The following is a 17,553-nucleotide window of genomic DNA, read 5'->3' as shown; positions in this document are numbered from 1 at the left end:
CACCTTCATAGCCCTGATACATTCCATCAATCGGCCTGACGACGCAGGAAAGCCGGGATGTCCAGGTAGTCCAGGTCATCTTGCGGATTCATCTTCGCGGCAGTCGCAGCCCCGGCCTGGGCCTGGTTGCGCATGACGGTCGGACGGTCCAGGTCACGGTAGTTCACCGCTGGAGCTTCCTGACGAACAGGGGCCTGTTGTGGCTGTGCTGCCATCGACGTGTGGACGGTGTTGTCGATGACCTTCACAGGCTTCTCGATTTTAGCGCCCAGACCGGTGGCAACGACAGTCACGTGCAGCTCATCGCGCATGTCCGGATCGATAACGGTACCGACCTTGACCATCGCGTGCTCGGAAGCGAATGCCTCGATGATGCTACCCACGTCGGAGTACTCACCCAGGGACAGGTCAGGACCGGCAGTGATGTTCACCAGGATGCCGCGTGCGCCTTGCAGGTTCACGTCTTCGAGCAGCGGGTTGCGGATGGCCGCTTCGGTCGCTTCACGTGCACGGTTCGGACCGCTGGCGCAGCCAGTGCCCATCATCGCCATGCCCATTTCGCTCATCACGGTACGCACGTCGGCGAAGTCGACGTTGATCATGCCCGGACGCTTGATGATGTCGGAGATACCGCGAACGGCACCGGCCAGTACATCGTCGGCCTTGGCGAAAGCCGACAGCAGGCTTGCGTCTTTACCGAGGATGGTCAGCAGCTTCTCGTTGGGAATGGTGATCAACGAGTCGACGCTTTCGGAAAGCATGCGGATGCCTTCGTCGGCGATCTGCATACGCTTGCGGCCTTCGAACGGGAACGGACGGGTCACGACCGCAACGGTCAGGATGCCCATTTCCTTGGCCACTTCGGCGATGATCGGCGCAGCACCGGTACCGGTACCACCGCCCATGCCAGTGGTGATGAACACCATGTTGGTGCCCTGCAGGACTTCGGCAATACGCTCACGATCTTCCAGAGCGGCCTGACGGCCGACTTCAGGGTTGGCGCCAGCGCCCAAGCCCTTGGTCACGCCCGTGCCCAGTTGCAGGATGGTCCGCGCGCCGATGTTTTTCAGCGCTTGAGCATCGGTGTTGGCGCAGATGAACTCGACGCCTTCAATGTTGCTCTTGACCATGTGGTTGACAGCGTTGCCGCCGCCACCGCCGACACCGATAACTTTGATTACCGGGCTTGCGGGGATGTTGTCTACGAGTTCGAACATTTTCCCTCTCCTTTACATTCTCTAGTTTTTTCGCCTACTGCGTGCTTCGGTGTAACGGTATTGCGGTAAATCTTCAGAAATTGCCCTGAACCCACTTCTTCAGGCGGTCCAGCAGCGGAGCCTGTGGTTCTTCGTTGCTATAGCTGTCGCGGCTGCCGATGCCCGAGAACGAGATGCCGTCGGACTGCTTCTGCAGGCCGTACATCAACAGGCCGACGCCGGTGGAATAGATCGGGTTGCGCACCACGTCATCCAGACCTTTCACGCCGTGAGGCACGCCCAGGCGCACCGGCATGTGGAAGATTTCCTCGGCCAGTTCGGTAGCGCCTTCCATCTTCGACGTACCGCCGGTCAGCACGATGCCGGCCGGGATCAGGTCTTCGTAGCCGCTGCGGCGCAGTTCGGCCTGGATCAGCGTGAACAGTTCGTCGTAGCGCGGCTCGACCACTTCGGCCAGGGCCTGGCGGGACAGCTCGCGCGGTGGACGGTCGCCAACGCTTGGCACCTTGATGGTTTCACCGGCACCGGCCAGTTTGGCCAGGGCGCAGGCGTAGCGGATCTTGATTTCTTCGGCGTACTGGGTCGGAGTGCGCAACGCCATGGCGATGTCGTTGGTCACCTGGTCGCCGGCAATCGGGATCACCGCGGTGTGACGGATCGCGCCTTCGGTGAAGATCGCGATGTCGGTGGTACCGCCACCGATGTCCACCAGGCACACGCCCAGCTCTTTCTCGTCATCGGTCAGTACCGAGTACGCGGAAGCCAGTTGCTCGAGAATGATGTCGTCGATTTCCAGACCGCAGCGGCGCACACATTTTTCAATGTTCTGTGCGGCGTTGACGGCGCAGGTGACCACGTGGACCTTGGCTTCCAGACGCACGCCGGACATGCCCAGCGGCTCGCGGACACCCTCCTGGTTATCGATCACGTAATCCTGCGGCAGGGTGTGCAGCACGCGCTGGTCCGCCGGGATCGCCACGGCCTGGGCGGCGTCGAGAACGCGCTCGAGGTCCGCCGAGCTGACTTCGCGATCACGAATCGCCACGATGCCGTGGGAGTTCAGGCTGCGGATGTGATTGCCGGCCACGCCGACGAACGCCGAGTGAATGCGGCAACCAGCCATCAGCTGCGCTTCTTCGATGGCGCGCTGGATCGATTGCACGGTGGACTCGATGTTCACCACCACGCCTTTTTTCAGGCCACGGGACGGATGAGTACCGATCCCGACGATTTCCAGCGTGCCGTCGTCCGCGACCTCGCCCACCAGCGCCACCACCTTGGAGGTGCCGATATCGAGACCGACGATCATTTTGCCGCTTTGCACGTTTGCCATGGGTCCTGCCTCTTCTTAATTCTTCGCGACAGCGGGTTGGGCTGCCGTGGGCGCTACAGGTTCCCGCCAGCCAACAGCGAGGCCGTTGGCGTAGCGCAGATCGATGCGCGCAATGTTCGTAATCTGTTCTTTGAGCGTCTTGTCATAGATGGCGATAAAACGGCGCATCTTTTCCACCTGGTTGCCGCGTCCCAGCAGCAGTTCGATCCCGGGACCCGCACTGCCTGGGCCGGTGGTCAGGAACCAGCTGCCGCGATCACGCAGCTCCAGGCGTGCAATCGAGAAGCCCAGCGGCCTGAGCATCTGGCTCAGCACCTGGTATTGCTGCATCACTTGCTGCTGGGCCCGCTGTGGGCCGAACAGCTGTGGCAGGTGTTCATAGTTCGCCAGCTCGCGCGGAGTGAAGGCCTGGCCCTGGTTGTTCAACAGCGACTCGTCGCCCCAGCGGGCCACCGGCAGTTGTTCTTCCAGGCGGATCACCACTTGATCCGGCCACACCCGGCGCACTTCGGCGTGGGCAATCCATGGCATCGTTTCCAGCTCGGTGCGCATGCTCGCCAGGTCAATGGTGAAGAAGCTCGACGCCACGTACGGGGCGATCCGCTGCTGCACCGCTTGCTGACTGATGTAACTGAGGTCGCCCTGCACGTTGACTTTGGTGATCGGTCTGTCGGCATACGGCAACAACCGCGTCGCGCCTTCATAAGTACCGACCCCCAAAGCCACCAGCAGTACCGGCCAGAACAACGCTTTGAGAAAACCGAAATTGGCTTTCGGCAGGCGCGCGGACATCGGCTCTTTGGCCACCATTCGGCTGGCGCCCCGCGGTACCGGCTTGCGGCCGGTCGGTGCGGTGGGCTGATGTCTGAGCTGAGCGCCTTGCATGGCCTTAACCTCTCGTCGACTCTTGGTTACCGGCAGTGTTGCCGACAACGCTCTCGGCCAGAATGGCCAGAACCAGTTGCTGGAAATCCAGACCGGCGGCACGGGCCGCCATCGGCACCAGGCTGTGATCGGTCATGCCCGGTGCGGTGTTGACTTCCAGGAACCAGAACTGCCCGTCGGCGTCTTGCATCACGTCTGCCCTGCCCCAACCGGCGATCCCCAGCGCTTCACAGGCTTTCGCCGTGAGGTCCATGAGTTCCTTTTCCTTGGCGCTGTCCAGACCGCACGGAATGCGGTACTGGGTATCGTTGGCGATGTACTTGGCGTCGTAGTCGTAGAAGCTGTGCGTCGTGCCCAGGGCAATCGGTGGCAACACCTGGTCACGCAGGGTGGCGATGGTGAACTCCGGACCGTGAATCCATTGCTCGACCAACACTTGCGAATCGTAGGTACTGGCCGCTTTCCATGCGTCGATCAACGCAGGAGAGGAACTCACTTTGGCCATCCCGATACTTGAACCTTCATGGGCCGGTTTGACGATCAAAGGGAAGCCCAGTTCCGTCGCCGCCGAAATACAATCGGCCTCGCTGCAAAGGACCGCGTGACGTGGGGTCGGAATGCCCAGGCTGTGCCAGACCTGCTTGGTACGCAGTTTGTCCATGGCCAGGGCCGAAGCCAGGATGCCACTGCCGGTGTACGGAATGCCCAGGCATTCGAGCAGGCCCTGCATGCTGCCGTCTTCACCGCCACGACCGTGGAGGATGATGAAGGCGCGGTCGATCTTTTCGCTCTGCAGACGCTGCAGCAGGTCATCGCCCACGTCGAGGCCGAACGCGTCCACACCGGCGCTTTGCAGTGCGTCGAGAACGGCGTTGCCGGACTTCAGGGACACTTCTCGCTCGGCGCTCTTGCCGCCGAACAGCACGGCGACACGGCCGAAGTCTTTCGGCGCGATCGTGGAGACCAGGTTGGCGTAGGCAGCACTCATTTCAACTTCCCCTTCTCCGGTGCGGCAACGGCACCGGCGAACAACTCACTTTTCAACAGTTTTGGTGCGAGACCGCCGATATCGCCGGCGCCCTGGCACAGCAGGATGTCGCCGGCACGCAGCAGCGGCTTGACCACTGGCGCGAGGTCGACACCACGCTCGATGTAGATCGGGTCCAGCTGGCCACGCTGACGGATGCTGTTGCACAGCTTGCGGCTGTCGGCCCCTGGGATCGGCTCCTCACCGGCCGGATAGACTTCCATCAGCAGCAGGACGTTGGCGTCGGCCAGCACATTGACGAAATCGTCGTACAGGTCACGGGTGCGGCTGTAACGGTGCGGCTGGTAGACCATCACCAGGCGGCGCTCCGGCCAGCCACCGCGTACGGCCTTGATCACGGCCGCGACTTCCGTCGGGTGGTGACCGTAGTCATCGACCAGCATCACATTGCCGCCGTCCACCGGCAGTTCGCCGTAGACCTGGAAGCGTCGGCCGACACCCTGGAACCCGGACAGACCCTGGACGATGGCTTCATCGCTGACGCCTTCGTCAGTGGCGATGCAGATGGTCGCCAGTGCGTTCAATACGTTGTGGTTGCCCGGCATGTTGACCGAAACATCCAGCGGCTCGCGGTCAGGGCGCAGCACGGTGAAGAAGGTCTGCATGCCTTGCTGGCGCACGTTGATGGCGCGCACGTCGCAGTCTTCGCCGAAGCCATAGGTGACCGTCGGGCGTTTGACCTGCGGGAGGATTTCACGCACCACCGGATCGTCCAGGCACACCACCGCCAGACCGTAGAACGGCAGGTTGTGGAGGAACTCGACGAAGGTTTTCTTCAGCTTGTTGAAGTCGCCGTCGTAGGTCGCCATGTGATCGGCGTCGATGTTGGTGACCACGGCCACCAGCGGTTGCAAGTGCAGGAAGCTGGCGTCGCTTTCGTCGGCTTCGGCGATCAGGTAGCGGCTGGTGCCGAGCTGGGCATTGGTGCCCGCGGCATTCAGGCGTCCACCGATCACGAATGTCGGGTCCAGGCCACCGGCGGCGAACACCGAAGCGATCAGGCTGGTGGTGGTGGTTTTGCCATGGGTACCGGCAACGGCAATGCCGTGGCGATAACGCATCAGCTCAGCCAGCATCTCAGCACGCGGCACCACCGGGATACGGCGTTCCAGCGCGGTAGCGACTTCCGGGTTGGAGGTGTTCACGGCGCTCGACACCACCAGAACGTCAGCGGCCGCGGCGTTCTCGGCGCGATGGCCGATGAAGATCTGCGCCCCGAAGGACTCCAGACGCTCGGTCACCGGCGAAGCCTTCAGGTCGGAACCGGACACGGCATAACCCAGGTTCAGCAGCACTTCGGCAATCCCGCACATGCCTACACCGCCGATGCCGACGAAGTGGATACGGCGGATGCGGCGCATTTCCGGTTGCGGCATGGCTTTCTGACTCTCAACCATGGGCCACCTCCAGGCAGCTATCGACCACGTTACGGGTGGCATCGGGTTTGGCCAGGCGGCGTGCCGCGGTAGCCATTTCGTTGAGTCGTTGTGGTTGCATCAGGACCTCTGTCAGGCGAGCGGCAAGATCCGCTGCGCCAGTCGTTCTTTGTGGCATCAGGAAGGCTGCGCCTTCACGGGCCAAATATTCGGCGTTGCGGGTCTGGTGATCGTCGATGGCGTGAGGCAAAGGCACCAGCATCGAGGGCAGACCGGCGGCGGCCAGTTCACTGATGGTCAGCGCGCCTGCGCGACATACCACCAGGTCGGCCCAGCCGTAGGCTTGGGCCATGTCTTTGATGAAGGGCTGCACTTGCGCCTCGACGCCAGCCGCGCGATAGCGCTCTGCAGTCACTTCATCGTGGTTTTTGCCGGCCTGATGGAACACTTCCGGACGCAAGTCGGCAGCGACTTGCGACAGGGCTTCAGGCAGCAACTTGTTCAACGGCTCTGCGCCCAGGCTTCCGCCCAGGATCAGCAAACGCGCCTTGCGACCGGCCAGGGCAGGTCGCGATGTCTCGAGGAACAGCTCAGTGCGCACCGGATTACCGGTGGTCCGGCGGCTGTCCGACAGGGTAAAGGTGTCGGGGAACGCTTCACAGACTCGGGCGGCAAACGGCACCAGCAACCGATTGGCGGTACCGGCCACGGCGTTCTGTTCGTGAACGATCACCGGCACGCCGGCCAGTTTGGCCGCGACACCGCCAGGACCGGTCACAAAGCCACCAAAGCCCACGACACAGACCGGTTGCAGACGACGAATGATCGCCCGCGCCTGCCAAACCGACTTGAGCAACATGAACGGTGCCTTGAGCAGGGACAATTTGCCCTTGCCCCGCAGACCGCTGGCGTTGATCCGATGCAACTCGATACCGGCCATCGGCACCAGATCGTTCTCGATCCCTCGGGGTGTGCCGAGCCAGTGCACGGTATAGCCGCGCGCCTGGAATTCGCGGGCACAGGCCAGCGCCGGGAACACGTGGCCACCGGTGCCGCCGGCCATGATCATGACGTTAGCGCCCATGGTTCGGCTCCTCGGCGAAGTCGCTTTCATGGAACTCCATCTCTTCACTGCCCAGGTGGGTACGACTTTCCCACTCGATGCGCAGCAACAAGCCGAGACAGGCACAGCAGATCACCAACGAACTGCCGCCATAACTGAGGAACGGCAGGGTCAGACCCTTGGTCGGCAGCAGACCGACGTTCACGCCGATGTTGATCAGGAATTGACCGATCCACAGGAACGACAGGCCATATGCCACGTAAGCTGCAAAAAACTGCTTGGCCTTTTCAGCCCACAGTCCGATGTACATGCCACGAATACACACGAAGACGAACAATGCCACGGTGCACAACGAACCCACCGCACCCAGCTCTTCGGCCAGGACCGAGAACACGAAGTCGGTGTGGGCTTCCGGCAGGTAGAACTGTTTTTGCACGCTGTTGCCCAGGCCGACGCCCAGCCATTCTCCGCGACCGAAGGCGATCAACGCCTGGGACAGCTGATAGCCGGCGCCGAACTGGTCGGCCCACGGGTCGGCAAAGTTGGTCAGGCGCGCCATTCGATAGGGCTGCATCTGAATCAACAGCACCACCGCGCCGACAGCCAGCACCACCATCAGGGAAAAACGGAACAGCCCGACGCCGCCCAGGAACAGCATCGCCGCAGCGGCCCCCATCATCACGACGGTGGCACCGAAGTCCGGCTCCATCAGCAGCAGACCTGCCATCGGCAGCAGCACGATGAACGGCTTGAAGAAGCCCATCCAGCTTTCACGCACTTCTTTCTGGCGGCGCACCAGATAACCGGCGAGGTAGATCACCACGAACACCTTGGCGATCTCGGAAGGCTGGACGTTGAAGAAACTGAAGCCGATCCAGCGCATTGAGCCGTTAACTTCACGGCCGATCCCCGGAATGATCACCATCACCAGCAAGCCGAACGCACCCAGCAGCATCAGCCAGCCCAGGCGTTGCCAGGTGGCGATCGGGATCATCATGGTGACGATGCAGGCACCCAGGCCCAGCACCACGTAAATAAGGTGGCGAATCATGTAATACAGGGCGCTGCCCGACTGCACGGCCGCCACTTCGGTCGATGCCGAGGCGATCATGATCAGCCCCAGGCCGAGCAGCGTCAGGCAACCGGCGAGCATCGGGAAATCAAGGTCGATACCCCGCCCGGTGATGAGTGGCGATGGATACGGCTTGATGATGCCTTTGAGGCTCATGCCAGATCCTCCACGGCTTGGACGAACTGGTGACCACGGTCTTCGTAGTTCTTGAACATGTCGAAACTGGCGCAGGCTGGCGACAGCAGCACTACGTCGCCCGGTTGGGCTGCGGCACGGCATTGTTCGACGGCTTCGACCAGGGAGCCGGCGCGGATCAGCGGTACGGCATCGCCGATGGCCTCGCCGATCTTGTCGGAGTCGCGGCCCATCAGGACCACGGCGCGGCAGTTGGCCGCCACCGGATCGCGCAGGTCCTTGAACTCGGCACCCTTGCCGTCGCCACCGGCGATCAGCACGACCTTGCCGTCGATGTCTGCGCCCAAACCTTCGATGGCCGCCAGGGCGGCACCGACGTTGGTGGCCTTGGAATCGTTGTAGTAGCCCACGCCGTCGAGGTCGCGGACCCATTGGCAACGATGCTCGAGACCGGCGAAGGTGCGCAGGCTCGACAGCATGGCGTCGAACGGCAGGCCGACCGCATGGCCCAGGGCCAGGGCCGCCAGGGCGTTGGACTGGTTGTGGGCGCCGCGAATCTTCAATTCGCGCACCGGCATCAGGTTCTGGAATTCGAAGGCCAGGTATTTCTCGCTGCCTTCTTCACGGATACCAAAGGCCTTGAAATCAGGTTTGCTCAGGCCGAAGGTCCAGCAAGGCTGACCTTCGCCCATCAACGGACGACTCAGGGCATCCTGGCGATTGACCACGAACTGCCTGGCGCCCCGGAAGATCCGGTGCTTGGCCAGGTGATAGGCCGGCAGACCGCTGTAACGGTCCATGTGGTCTTCGCTGATATTGAGCACGGTCGCCACTTCGGCGTTGAGCTGATCGGTGGTTTCCAGCTGGAAACTCGACAGTTCCATCACGTACAACTCGATGTCGTCACTGAGCAAGTCCAGCGCCGGCGTACCGAGGTTGCCACCGACGGCAACTCGCTTGCCGGCCGCAGCCGCCATCTCGCCGACCAGGGTGGTCACGGTACTTTTCGCGTTGGAGCCGCTGATGGCCACGATCGGCGCCTTCGCGTTACGCGCGAACAGCTCGATGTCGCCGGACAACTTCACGCCACGGGCGGCGGCAGCCTGCAGGGCCGGGGTCGCCAGCGCCAGGCCGGGGCTCACGTAGAGCTCGTCGGCACGGCACAGGAATTCGACGTCCAGCTCGCCACAACGCACTTCCACGTGGGGATAGTCACGCTTGAGCGTGGCCAGTTCCGGTGGATTTTCCCGCGTATCGGCCACGGCAAACGCCACGCCCTGGTTCGCCAGGAAGCGAACCAGGGACATGCCGCTCTTGCCGAGGCCGACAACGATGCGGAAGTGGTCAGAAGCGATCAGAGACACGTGTTTCTACCTCAGCTTCAGGGTGGCAAGGCCGATCAGCACGAGAATCACGGTGATGATCCAGAAACGGACGATCACGCGCGGCTCGGGCCAGCCCTTGAGTTCAAAGTGGTGGTGAATGGGCGCCATGCGGAAAACACGGCGACCGGTCAGTTTAAAAGAGGCAACCTGAATGACGACTGACAGGGTTTCCATCACGAACACGCCGCCCATGATGAACAGGACGATTTCCTGACGGACGATCACCGCGATGGTGCCCAGGGCCGCGCCCAGCGCCAGTGCGCCGACGTCACCCATGAAGACCTGTGCCGGATAGGTGTTGAACCAGAGGAAGCCCAGGCCTGCTCCGATCAGTGCGCCACAGAACACGATCAACTCACCGGCGCCCGGTACATAAGGAATCAGCAGGTATTCGGCGAATTTCACGTTACCCGACAGGTAGCAGAAAATGCCCAGGCCACCACCAACCATCACGGTCGGCATGATCGCCAGGCCGTCGAGGCCGTCGGTCAGGTTGACCGCGTTGCTCGAACCGACGATCACGAAATAGGTCAGGACGATGAAACCGGCGCCCAGCGCAATGCTGTAGTCCTTGAGCATCGGCAGGATCAGGGTGGTTTCCACCGGCGTGGCGGCAGTCATATAAAGGAAGATCGCCGCGCCCAGACCGAACACCGATTGCCAGAAATATTTCCAGCGGCTCGGCAAGCCACGGGAGTTTTTCTCGATGACCTTGCGGTAGTCGTCGACCCAGCCGATGGCGCCGAACAGCAGGGTCACCAGCAGTACGACCCAGACGTAGCGATTGCTCAGGTCAGCCCACAGCAGGGTGCTGACACCGATGGACGACAGAATCAGCGCGCCGCCCATGGTCGGCGTACCCGACTTGGACAGGTGCGACTGCGGGCCGTCGTTGCGCACGGATTGACCGATCTGCCGGTTCTGCAAGGTGCGGATCATCCATGGGCCATAGCACAGCGACAAGACCAGCGCGGTCAGTACACCGAGAATCCCGCGCAGGGTCAGGTACTGGAAGACCGCGAAGCCTTTGTAGAACTGTTGCAGATACTCCGCTAGCAGCAGCAGCATTAATGTTTCTCCAGACTGGACCCGCACAAGGCGGCGACGACGTTTTCCATCGCAGCGCTGCGCGATCCCTTGATCAAAATGGTGGTGTTTGTGTCTTGCTCGGCCCCCAGGGCCTTGATCAGTTCAGCCTGCGTGCTGAAGTGAAGAGCCTGTGGACCGAATGCGTTCACGGCGTGAGCCATCATTGGCCCGACGGCGTACAGCGCAGAAACCTTGCCACGGGCGTACTCGCCCACGTCGCGGTGCCCCTGCTCCGCCCATTCGCCCAACTCGCCGATATCCCCGAGCACCAGGACGGTGCGACCGGAAAAGCCGGCCAGTATATCAACGGCAGCGCACATGGAGGTGGGGTTGGCGTTATAAGTGTCATCGATCACGCGCATACCGTTGGTGGCCAGCTGCGCAACGGTGCGACCCTTGACCGGCTGCACCGCGCCAAGGCCGGTGGCGATACCGAACAGCGACACGCCCAGGGCATGGGCGGCAGCGGCGGCGGCCATGGCATTGGCGACGTTATGGGTGCCGAGCAGGTTCAGTTGCACGCGCTCCACACCTTCAGGGCAGTGCAGGTTGAACGCCGGGCAGCCGCGGGCATCGGTAGCCAGGTCACTGGCATGGAAATCGGCGCTCGAATTGCTCAACGCAAACGTCAGCACTTTGCGATCACCGGCGCGGGCCTTCCAGATACCGAATGCCTTGTCGTCGAGATTGAGAACGGCGATGCCATCGGCATCCAGCCCTTCGATGATCTCGCCCTTGGCTTCGACGATTTTTTCCGGACCGCCGAACTCGCCGACGTGGGCGGTCCCGGCATTGTTGAGAATGGCCACGTGCGGCCTGGTAAGGCCGACGGTGTAGGCAATTTCACCCAGGCGCGAAGCACCCAGTTCGATCACGGCAGCGGAGTGTTCCGGCGCCAGTTCGAGCAAGGTCAAAGGCACGCCGAGATCGTTGTTCAGGTTGCCACGGGTGGCGAGTACTGCGCCGCGCGTACGCAGGATGCTCGCAAGCATCTCCTTGACCGTGGTCTTGCCGCTGGAGCCGGTGACGGCCGCGACCGGATGGGTGTAGGCGGCGCGATTCAGTGCGCCCAACTGGCCCAGGGCCTGGCGGGTGTCGCTGACCAGCAACTGCGGCAGCGTGCTGCCGGCGACTTCACGCTCGACCAGCGCAGCCACGGCGCCCTTGGCGGCGACTTCATTGATATAATCATGACCATCGAAGCGCGGACCGGCCAACGCGATAAACAGTTGACCCGGCTTGATTGCACGACTGTCGATGCTGACACCGTCAAAGCTGGCATCGGCGGACACCAGGCGAGCATTCAGCGCACCGGTCAGTTCACTCAGTTTCAATGCCTTAAGCATGGGCCACCTCCCACGCAGTCAAGGCATGATCGGCCTCGACCAGATCGGAAAAGGCATGGCGTTCGCCGTTGATTTCCTGATAGTCCTCATGACCTTTACCGGCCAGGACAATCACGTCATCCACCGAGGCACTGGCGATCAACCGGGCAATCGCCTGACCACGGCCGGCAATGAATTCCACTTTATCCACAGCCGTGAAACCGGCACGGATGTCATCGAAAATCACTGCTGGGTCCTCAGTACGCGGGTTGTCGTCGGTGACCAGCACGCCATCGGCCAGGCGCTCGACCACTTCGGCCATCAATGGTCGCTTGCCGCGATCGCGGTCGCCGCCACAGCCGAACAGGCACAGCAACCGGCCCTTGGCGTGTGGACGCAGGGCCAGCAGTACTTTTTCCAGGGCATCCGGGGTGTGGGCGTAATCGACCACCACCAGCGGCTGCGAGCCTCCGCCCAGACGCTGCATGCGACCGGCAGGGCCTTCCAGCTTCGGCAGCACCTCGAGAATTTCGTCCAGGGCGTAATCCAGACCGAGCAACGCGCCGACCGCCGCCAGGACATTGCTCAGGTTGAAGCGACCGAGCAAGGTGCTGCGCAAGTGGTGCTCGCCCTGTGGCGTGACCAGCGTGGCGCGCACGCCTTCGTCGTCGAATTGCGCCTGGCGGCAATACAGATAAGCACTGGAGTCTTCCAGGCTGTAGGTGATCAATCGCGATTCAAGCTTGTCGGCAGCCAGTTGCCGGCCAAACTCGTCGTCGAGGTTGACCACACGACATTTCAAGTCATTCCAGGCAAACAGCTTGCCCTTGGCTTCGCCGTAAGCCCGCATGGTGCCGTGGTAATCCAGATGATCGCGGGACAGGTTGGTCATCACTGCCACATCGAACGCCAGTGCAGTCACGCGACCCTGGTCCAGACCATGGGAAGACACTTCCATCGCCACGGCTTTGGCCCCGGCCTTTTTCAGGTCTGCCAGGGTCGCTTGCACGGCAATCGGATTCGGCGTGGTATGCAGGCCGCTTTCCAGCGCGCCGTAGAAACCGGAACCGAGCGTACCGACCAGGCCGCAGTGCTGGCCGAGCAGGTCCAGTGCCTGGGCAACCAATTGAGTCACGCTGGTCTTGCCGTTGGTGCCGGTCACGCCCACCAGGTTCAGGTGATGGCTTGGCTCGCCATAAAAACGCCCGGCGATGTCCGACAGCTGAGCCGCCAGACCTTTGACCGGAATCAGCGGCACTTCAGTGATCGGCAGGACCGTGGCGCCTTCTACTTCATAGGCCACCGCGGCAGCTCCGCGCTGCAAAGCGTCGGCAATATGCGCGCGTCCATCGAACTTCCCGCCCGGCACGGCGAGGAACAGATCGCCCGCGCGCACTTTGCGGCTGTCCAGGGCGAGCTCGCGAATCAGCAGATCGTGACCGGCGTGAGGGAAAATCTTGTTCAGGCTCAGAGACATCAGCCGCGCCCTCCATTGGCTTTCAGCGGAACGACCGGTGTTGCGTTCGCTTGTTGAGTAGGTGGCAGGTTGTCCGGCGTAATGTTCATCAGACGCAGGGTGCCCGACATCACACGGCTGAACACCGGCGCGGAAACCAGGCCGCCGAAGTAACCGGCCTTGGTCGGCTCGTCGATTACCACCACTATGGCGTAACGCGGATCGCTCATCGGACCGAAACCGGCAAACAACGAACGGTAGGAGTTCTCGGCATAACCCTTGGTGCCGACCGAGGTTTTACGCGCAGTGCCCGACTTGCCGCCCACGTGATACGCCGGCACCTGCGCACGGAATACACCGCGCGGGGCTTCGATCACTTGTTGCAGCATGCCTTGCATGGTTTTCGCGACGGCTTCCGGCAGCACCTGGGTGGTCTGCGGCGCCTTGTCGGTTTTGATCAGCGTCAGCGGTGCAAGGCGACCGTTGTTGGCCAGGGCCGAGAAGGCGTGGACCAACTGGATCGCCGTCACGGAAACACCGTAGCCGTAGGACAGCGTGGCGGTTTCAGCCTTGCGCCAATCGCGGTAGTTCGGCAGGTTGCCGACACGCTCACCCGGGAAGCCGAGGCCGGTATCCTGGCCAAGACCGACTTTCTGGGCGAGGCGGAAAATCGTCTCGCCGCCGATATCGAACGCGATCTTGCTCATGCCGACGTTACTGGAATTGATCAGGATGCCGGCCAGGTCGAGCACTGGACCTTCGCTCTTGGATACGTCCTTGATGGTGTACTTGCCAATCTGCAAGGAGCCCGGATACACCTCGACGGTATCGGTCGGTTTCCAGCGCCCGGTTTCGATGGCCGCGGCCATCGAGATCGCCTTCATGGTCGAACCCGGCTCGAACACGTCGATCATCGCGCGGTTACGCATCATCGCCGGCTGCAGGTTGCGACGGTTGTTCGGGTTGTAGGTCGGTTGGTTGACCATCGCGAGAATCTCGCCGGTCTTCACATCCATGATCACCAGGCTACCGGCCTTGGCACCGTTCTCGATGATCGCGTTGCGCAGTTCGCGGTTGGCCAGGTATTGCAGGCGCAGGTCAATGGACAACGCCAAGGGCTTACCGGCCTTGGCGTTTTTGGTGACCTGCACATCCTTGATCAGCCGGCCGCGCCGGTCCTTGATCACCTGACGCTTGCCGGGGACCCCGGCCAGCCATTCGTCGTAAGCCAGTTCGACGCCTTCACGACCATGATCGTCGATGTCGGTAAACCCGACCATATGGGCAGTGACTTCACCGGCAGGATAAAACCGCCGGAACTCTTCGATGCCATAGACACCCGGCACCTTCAGGTCGAGCACAGCCTGGCCCTGCTCCGGGGTCAACCCGCGCACCAGGTAAATGAATTCTTTGTTGGCCTGGGCTTCGAGACGTTCGGCCAGGGCTTTCGGGTCCTGCCCCAAGGCTGCCGCCAGTGCCGGCCACTTCTCTTTGGCCGTTTGCATTTCCTTGGCATTGGCCCAAAGGGTGGTGACCGGCGTACTCACGGCCAAAGGCTCGCCGTTTCGGTCGGTGATCAGACCACGGTGAGCCGGAATTGGAATATGACGAACACTGCGGGCATCGCCCTGACCTTTGAGGAAGGCACGGTCGACCACTTGCAAATCGATGATGCGCCAGGCAATCGCAGCCACCATGATGCCGAGCAAACCCAGCACCACGCGGAACCGCCAGGGAAAGAGTGCACCTTCGAGTTTCATCATGGCGCCACCATCTTCACGTCAGCGGCACCGGGGATGTGCATTTTCAATTGTTCGGTGGCCAGCACTTCGATACGGCTGTGAGCGGTCCAGGTGCTCTGCTCCAGAATCAACCGCCCCCACTCCGCCTGCGCCTTGTCGCGCACGCTCAATTCGTTGTACAGCGAATTCAATAGCTGACGGTTCCAGTGGGCACTGTAGGACACGCCGATGGCCGAAATGAGCACGCCGACAAACAGCAGCAGCATGAAGAAGCTTCCGCCGGGCAATGGCTTGGCGAAAAGCCTGCTCACCGCAGCTTCTCCGCCACACGCATGACAGCGCTACGGGAACGTGGGTTGGCTTTGAGTTCGGCGTCGGAGGCCGTCTGCGCTTTGCCATGGATTTTGATTTTCGGTTCGAAGGCGACATGCCGAACCGGCAGGTTGCGCGGCAGGTTGTCGGCTTCGCCTTTGACCAGCTTGCGCATGAACAGTTTGACGATACGGTCTTCCAGCGAATGGAAGCTGATCACCACCAGGCGACCGCCCACTTCCAGGCATTCCAGCGCGGCTTCGAGGCCGGTTTCCAGGTCACCCAGTTCGTTGTTGACGTGAATACGCAACCCCTGGAAGGCGCGGGTTGCAGGGTTCTTGCCCTTTTCCCACGCCGGGTTGGCGACCTTCAGGACTTCTGCCAGGTCACCGGTGCGTTCGAATGGCTTGATGTCGCGGCGCTCGGCCACGGCACGGGCCATGCGGCCGGAGAAACGCTCTTCGCCGTATTCCTTGAACACCCGGGCGATTTCTTCCACGGGCGCGGTGTTGACGAATTCGGCGGCGCTGATGCCACGGGACGGATCCATGCGCATGTCCAGCGGACCGTCGTTGAGGAAACTGAAGCCGCGCTCAGGGTCGTCGAGCTGTGGCGAAGACACGCCCAGATCCAGCAGAACGCCGCTGACCTTGCCGGCCAGACCGCGTTCGGCGACTTCCGAACCGAGCTCGGCAAAGCTGCGCTGCACAACGACAAAGCGGCCGTCTTCGGCCGCTAGCGTCTGCCCGGTGGCAATCGCTTGTGGATCTTTATCGAATCCGAGCAACCGACCATCGGGACCGAGCTGGCTGAGGATCAACCGGCTGTGTCCGCCGCGCCCGAACGTGCCGTCCAGATAGCAGCCATCAGGACGTACGGCGAGAGCCTCGACAGCTTCGTCAAGCAGTACGGTGATGTGGTTAAAGCCGCTATCAATAGTCACAGGATCAAATCACGCAGTTCATCAGGCATAGCGCCCGGTTGTTGAATGGCAGCCAGGTCAGCGGCAGAAACCGCGTTCCAGGCATCTTCGTCCCACAGTTGGAACTTGTTCAGTTGGCCTACCAACATCGCGCGCTTATCCAACTTGGCATATTCACGAAGACGCGGCGGAACCAGAAAACGACCACTGCCATCGAGCTCGAGGTCGACGGCATTACCAATCAGTAAACGTTGCAGGCGGCGGTTCTCTTCGCGAAGCGAAGGCAATGCGCGCAGTTTGGTTTCAATAATTTCCCACTCATCGAGCGGGTAAACACATAAACAAGGATCAACGGCATCAATTGTCACGATCAACTGACCGGAGCTGCGCGAATCGAGCTCGTCACGGTACCGGCTCGGCATTGCGAGACGGCCCTTTGCATCGAGACTGATAGCGTTGGCTCCGCGAAACACGTCAGCGCTTCTCCAAATTCTAGCGTTTTGAGTTCAAAAAACCCACTTCATGCCACTTTCCGCCACTTGTGCACACTATAGGAATGCGCCCACCACACCGTCAAGGCGCGGATTAAAGGAAAACCCTTACAGAACTGAGATTTAGGAGCATTAGCGGAGGGGTAACGAGAATCCGGCAGATGAAACTGACCGATAACTTGAATCAGCACAGAAGGCTGCGTTCGAAAGTTAAAGTAATTTATTAAGAGTAAGATTTTTTTGGTATTACAAAAGAGGTTCTGCGGATGAATGTGTAAGGAGGGAAATTGCTATCACCCACCCCCTGCCCGATGATTCAAGCAGAGGAAAGAAAAAGGTGGAGAGTCGATCTGTAAGCCGGGTTCTGTCTTGAACAGTCATTCGTCTACGATGGCCATCACTGGACATCTTTAGCAACCTACCCGGTCCCAGCGCGGGCCACGCCTTGGGACCCTATTTGGTCTTGCTCCAAGTGGGGTTTACCTAGCCACGAACTGTTGCCAGACGTGCGGTGCGCTCTTACCGCACCTTTTCACCCTTACCGGCGCCGAAGCGCTTAGGCGGTTATTTTCTGTGGCACTTTCCGTAGGCTCGCGCCTCCCAGGCATTACCTGGCACTTCGCCCTATGGAGCCCGGACTTTCCTCCCCCCCCTAATTTTCATAGAGGGCAGCGACTGTCCGATCGACTCTCCGCCGCGAAG

At 61.4% G+C, this 17,553-nt stretch carries 15 protein-coding genes and 1 other RNA gene; all 16 read right to left on the bottom strand.

Annotation, left to right across the window (positions count from 1 at the left end):
• Positions 1-26: 26 nt before the first annotated feature.
• A complete protein-coding gene (gene ftsZ, locus ACM6J5_RS22665; RefSeq protein WP_095943492.1) occupies positions 27-1,217 on the bottom strand; it encodes a cell division protein FtsZ in 1,191 nt (396 codons plus the stop codon).
• A gap of 73 nt (positions 1,218-1,290) precedes the next feature.
• Positions 1,291-2,550, bottom strand: coding sequence for a cell division protein FtsA (ftsA, locus tag ACM6J5_RS22660; protein WP_007989901.1), 1,260 nt, complete (start codon positions 2,548-2,550; stop codon positions 1,291-1,293).
• Between the two features lie 15 nt (positions 2,551-2,565).
• Positions 2,566-3,435, bottom strand: coding sequence for a cell division protein FtsQ/DivIB (locus tag ACM6J5_RS22655; RefSeq protein ID WP_095943491.1), 870 nt, complete (start codon positions 3,433-3,435; stop codon positions 2,566-2,568).
• Positions 3,436-3,439: 4 nt separating this feature from the next.
• The gene (locus ACM6J5_RS22650) at positions 3,440-4,423 is read right to left on the bottom strand and encodes a D-alanine--D-alanine ligase (RefSeq protein WP_414929383.1); all 984 of its coding nucleotides are present in this window, start codon (positions 4,421-4,423) and stop codon (positions 3,440-3,442) included.
• The gene (gene murC / locus ACM6J5_RS22645; RefSeq protein WP_007989894.1) at positions 4,420-5,880 is read right to left on the bottom strand and encodes a UDP-N-acetylmuramate--L-alanine ligase; all 1,461 of its coding nucleotides are present in this window, start codon (positions 5,878-5,880) and stop codon (positions 4,420-4,422) included. Before murC ends, ACM6J5_RS22650 begins: the two co-directional genes overlap by 4 nt.
• Positions 5,873-6,943 carry an undecaprenyldiphospho-muramoylpentapeptide beta-N-acetylglucosaminyltransferase gene (gene murG / locus ACM6J5_RS22640; RefSeq protein WP_008045918.1) on the bottom strand — a complete coding sequence of 357 codons (1,071 nt, stop codon included), beginning with the start codon at positions 6,941-6,943 and terminating at the stop codon, positions 5,873-5,875. The genes murC and murG overlap by 8 nt, the downstream gene beginning before the upstream one ends.
• A complete protein-coding gene (gene ftsW / locus ACM6J5_RS22635; RefSeq protein WP_056726220.1) occupies positions 6,933-8,150 on the bottom strand; it encodes a putative lipid II flippase FtsW in 1,218 nt (405 codons plus the stop codon). Before ftsW ends, murG begins: the two co-directional genes overlap by 11 nt.
• Positions 8,147-9,493, bottom strand: a complete 1,347-nt coding sequence (gene murD / locus ACM6J5_RS22630; protein ID WP_414929382.1) for a UDP-N-acetylmuramoyl-L-alanine--D-glutamate ligase — start codon at positions 9,491-9,493, stop codon at positions 8,147-8,149. The genes ftsW and murD overlap by 4 nt, the downstream gene beginning before the upstream one ends.
• A 6-nt stretch (positions 9,494-9,499) precedes the next feature.
• The gene (mraY, locus tag ACM6J5_RS22625) at positions 9,500-10,582 is read right to left on the bottom strand and encodes a phospho-N-acetylmuramoyl-pentapeptide-transferase (protein ID WP_095943488.1); all 1,083 of its coding nucleotides are present in this window, start codon (positions 10,580-10,582) and stop codon (positions 9,500-9,502) included.
• A complete protein-coding gene (locus tag ACM6J5_RS22620; RefSeq protein WP_414929381.1) occupies positions 10,582-11,949 on the bottom strand; it encodes a UDP-N-acetylmuramoyl-tripeptide--D-alanyl-D-alanine ligase in 1,368 nt (455 codons plus the stop codon). The genes mraY and ACM6J5_RS22620 overlap by 1 nt, the downstream gene beginning before the upstream one ends.
• Positions 11,942-13,405 carry a UDP-N-acetylmuramoyl-L-alanyl-D-glutamate--2,6-diaminopimelate ligase gene (locus ACM6J5_RS22615; RefSeq protein WP_150672419.1) on the bottom strand — a complete coding sequence of 488 codons (1,464 nt, stop codon included), beginning with the start codon at positions 13,403-13,405 and terminating at the stop codon, positions 11,942-11,944. Before ACM6J5_RS22615 ends, ACM6J5_RS22620 begins: the two co-directional genes overlap by 8 nt.
• Complete coding sequence (locus ACM6J5_RS22610; protein ID WP_191628374.1) at positions 13,405-15,144, bottom strand: peptidoglycan D,D-transpeptidase FtsI family protein; 1,740 nt, start codon at positions 15,142-15,144, stop codon at positions 13,405-13,407. Before ACM6J5_RS22610 ends, ACM6J5_RS22615 begins: the two co-directional genes overlap by 1 nt.
• On the bottom strand, positions 15,144-15,437 hold the full coding sequence (gene ftsL, locus ACM6J5_RS22605) for a cell division protein FtsL (RefSeq protein WP_032829321.1): 294 nt from the start codon (positions 15,435-15,437) through the stop codon (positions 15,144-15,146). The genes ACM6J5_RS22610 and ftsL overlap by 1 nt, the downstream gene beginning before the upstream one ends.
• Entirely contained in the window at positions 15,434-16,381 is a 948-nt protein-coding gene (rsmH, locus tag ACM6J5_RS22600) for a 16S rRNA (cytosine(1402)-N(4))-methyltransferase RsmH (RefSeq protein WP_008045933.1), read from the bottom strand. The genes ftsL and rsmH overlap by 4 nt, the downstream gene beginning before the upstream one ends.
• Positions 16,378-16,833 carry a division/cell wall cluster transcriptional repressor MraZ gene (gene mraZ / locus ACM6J5_RS22595; RefSeq protein WP_007917012.1) on the bottom strand — a complete coding sequence of 152 codons (456 nt, stop codon included), beginning with the start codon at positions 16,831-16,833 and terminating at the stop codon, positions 16,378-16,380. The genes rsmH and mraZ overlap by 4 nt, the downstream gene beginning before the upstream one ends.
• 355 nt (positions 16,834-17,188) lie before the next feature.
• An RNA gene (gene rnpB / locus ACM6J5_RS22590) (RNase P RNA component class A) lies at positions 17,189-17,542 on the bottom strand.
• Positions 17,543-17,553: the final 11 nt, after the last annotated feature.

This window comes from Pseudomonas sp. IT-P74, from assembly GCF_949768175.1.
Taxonomy (GTDB): Bacteria; Pseudomonadota; Gammaproteobacteria; order Pseudomonadales; family Pseudomonadaceae; genus Aquipseudomonas.
This window is presented reverse-complemented; position numbering and strand designations above follow the sequence as displayed.

Bases quoted from the DNA above. Each gene is read 5' to 3' on its own strand.
- ftsZ (WP_095943492.1), bottom strand. From the start codon at position 1,217: ATGTTCGAACTCGTAGACAACATCCCCGCAAGCCCGGTAATCAAAGTT.
- ftsA (WP_007989901.1), bottom strand. From the start codon at position 2,550: ATGGCAAACGTGCAAAGCGGCAAAATGATCGTCGGTCTCGATATCGGC.
- ACM6J5_RS22655 (WP_095943491.1), bottom strand. From the start codon at position 3,435: ATGCAAGGCGCTCAGCTCAGACATCAGCCCACCGCACCGACCGGCCGC.
- ACM6J5_RS22650 (WP_414929383.1), bottom strand. From the start codon at position 4,423: ATGAGTGCTGCCTACGCCAACCTGGTCTCCACGATCGCGCCGAAAGAC.
- murC (WP_007989894.1), bottom strand. From the start codon at position 5,880: ATGGTTGAGAGTCAGAAAGCCATGCCGCAACCGGAAATGCGCCGCATC.
- murG (WP_008045918.1), bottom strand. From the start codon at position 6,943: ATGGGCGCTAACGTCATGATCATGGCCGGCGGCACCGGTGGCCACGTG.
- ftsW (WP_056726220.1), bottom strand. From the start codon at position 8,150: ATGAGCCTCAAAGGCATCATCAAGCCGTATCCATCGCCACTCATCACC.
- mraY (WP_095943488.1), bottom strand. From the start codon at position 10,582: ATGCTGCTGCTGCTAGCGGAGTATCTGCAACAGTTCTACAAAGGCTTC.
- ACM6J5_RS22620 (WP_414929381.1), bottom strand. From the start codon at position 11,949: ATGCTTAAGGCATTGAAACTGAGTGAACTGACCGGTGCGCTGAATGCT.
- ACM6J5_RS22615 (WP_150672419.1), bottom strand. From the start codon at position 13,405: ATGTCTCTGAGCCTGAACAAGATTTTCCCTCACGCCGGTCACGATCTG.
- ACM6J5_RS22610 (WP_191628374.1), bottom strand. From the start codon at position 15,144: ATGAAACTCGAAGGTGCACTCTTTCCCTGGCGGTTCCGCGTGGTGCTG.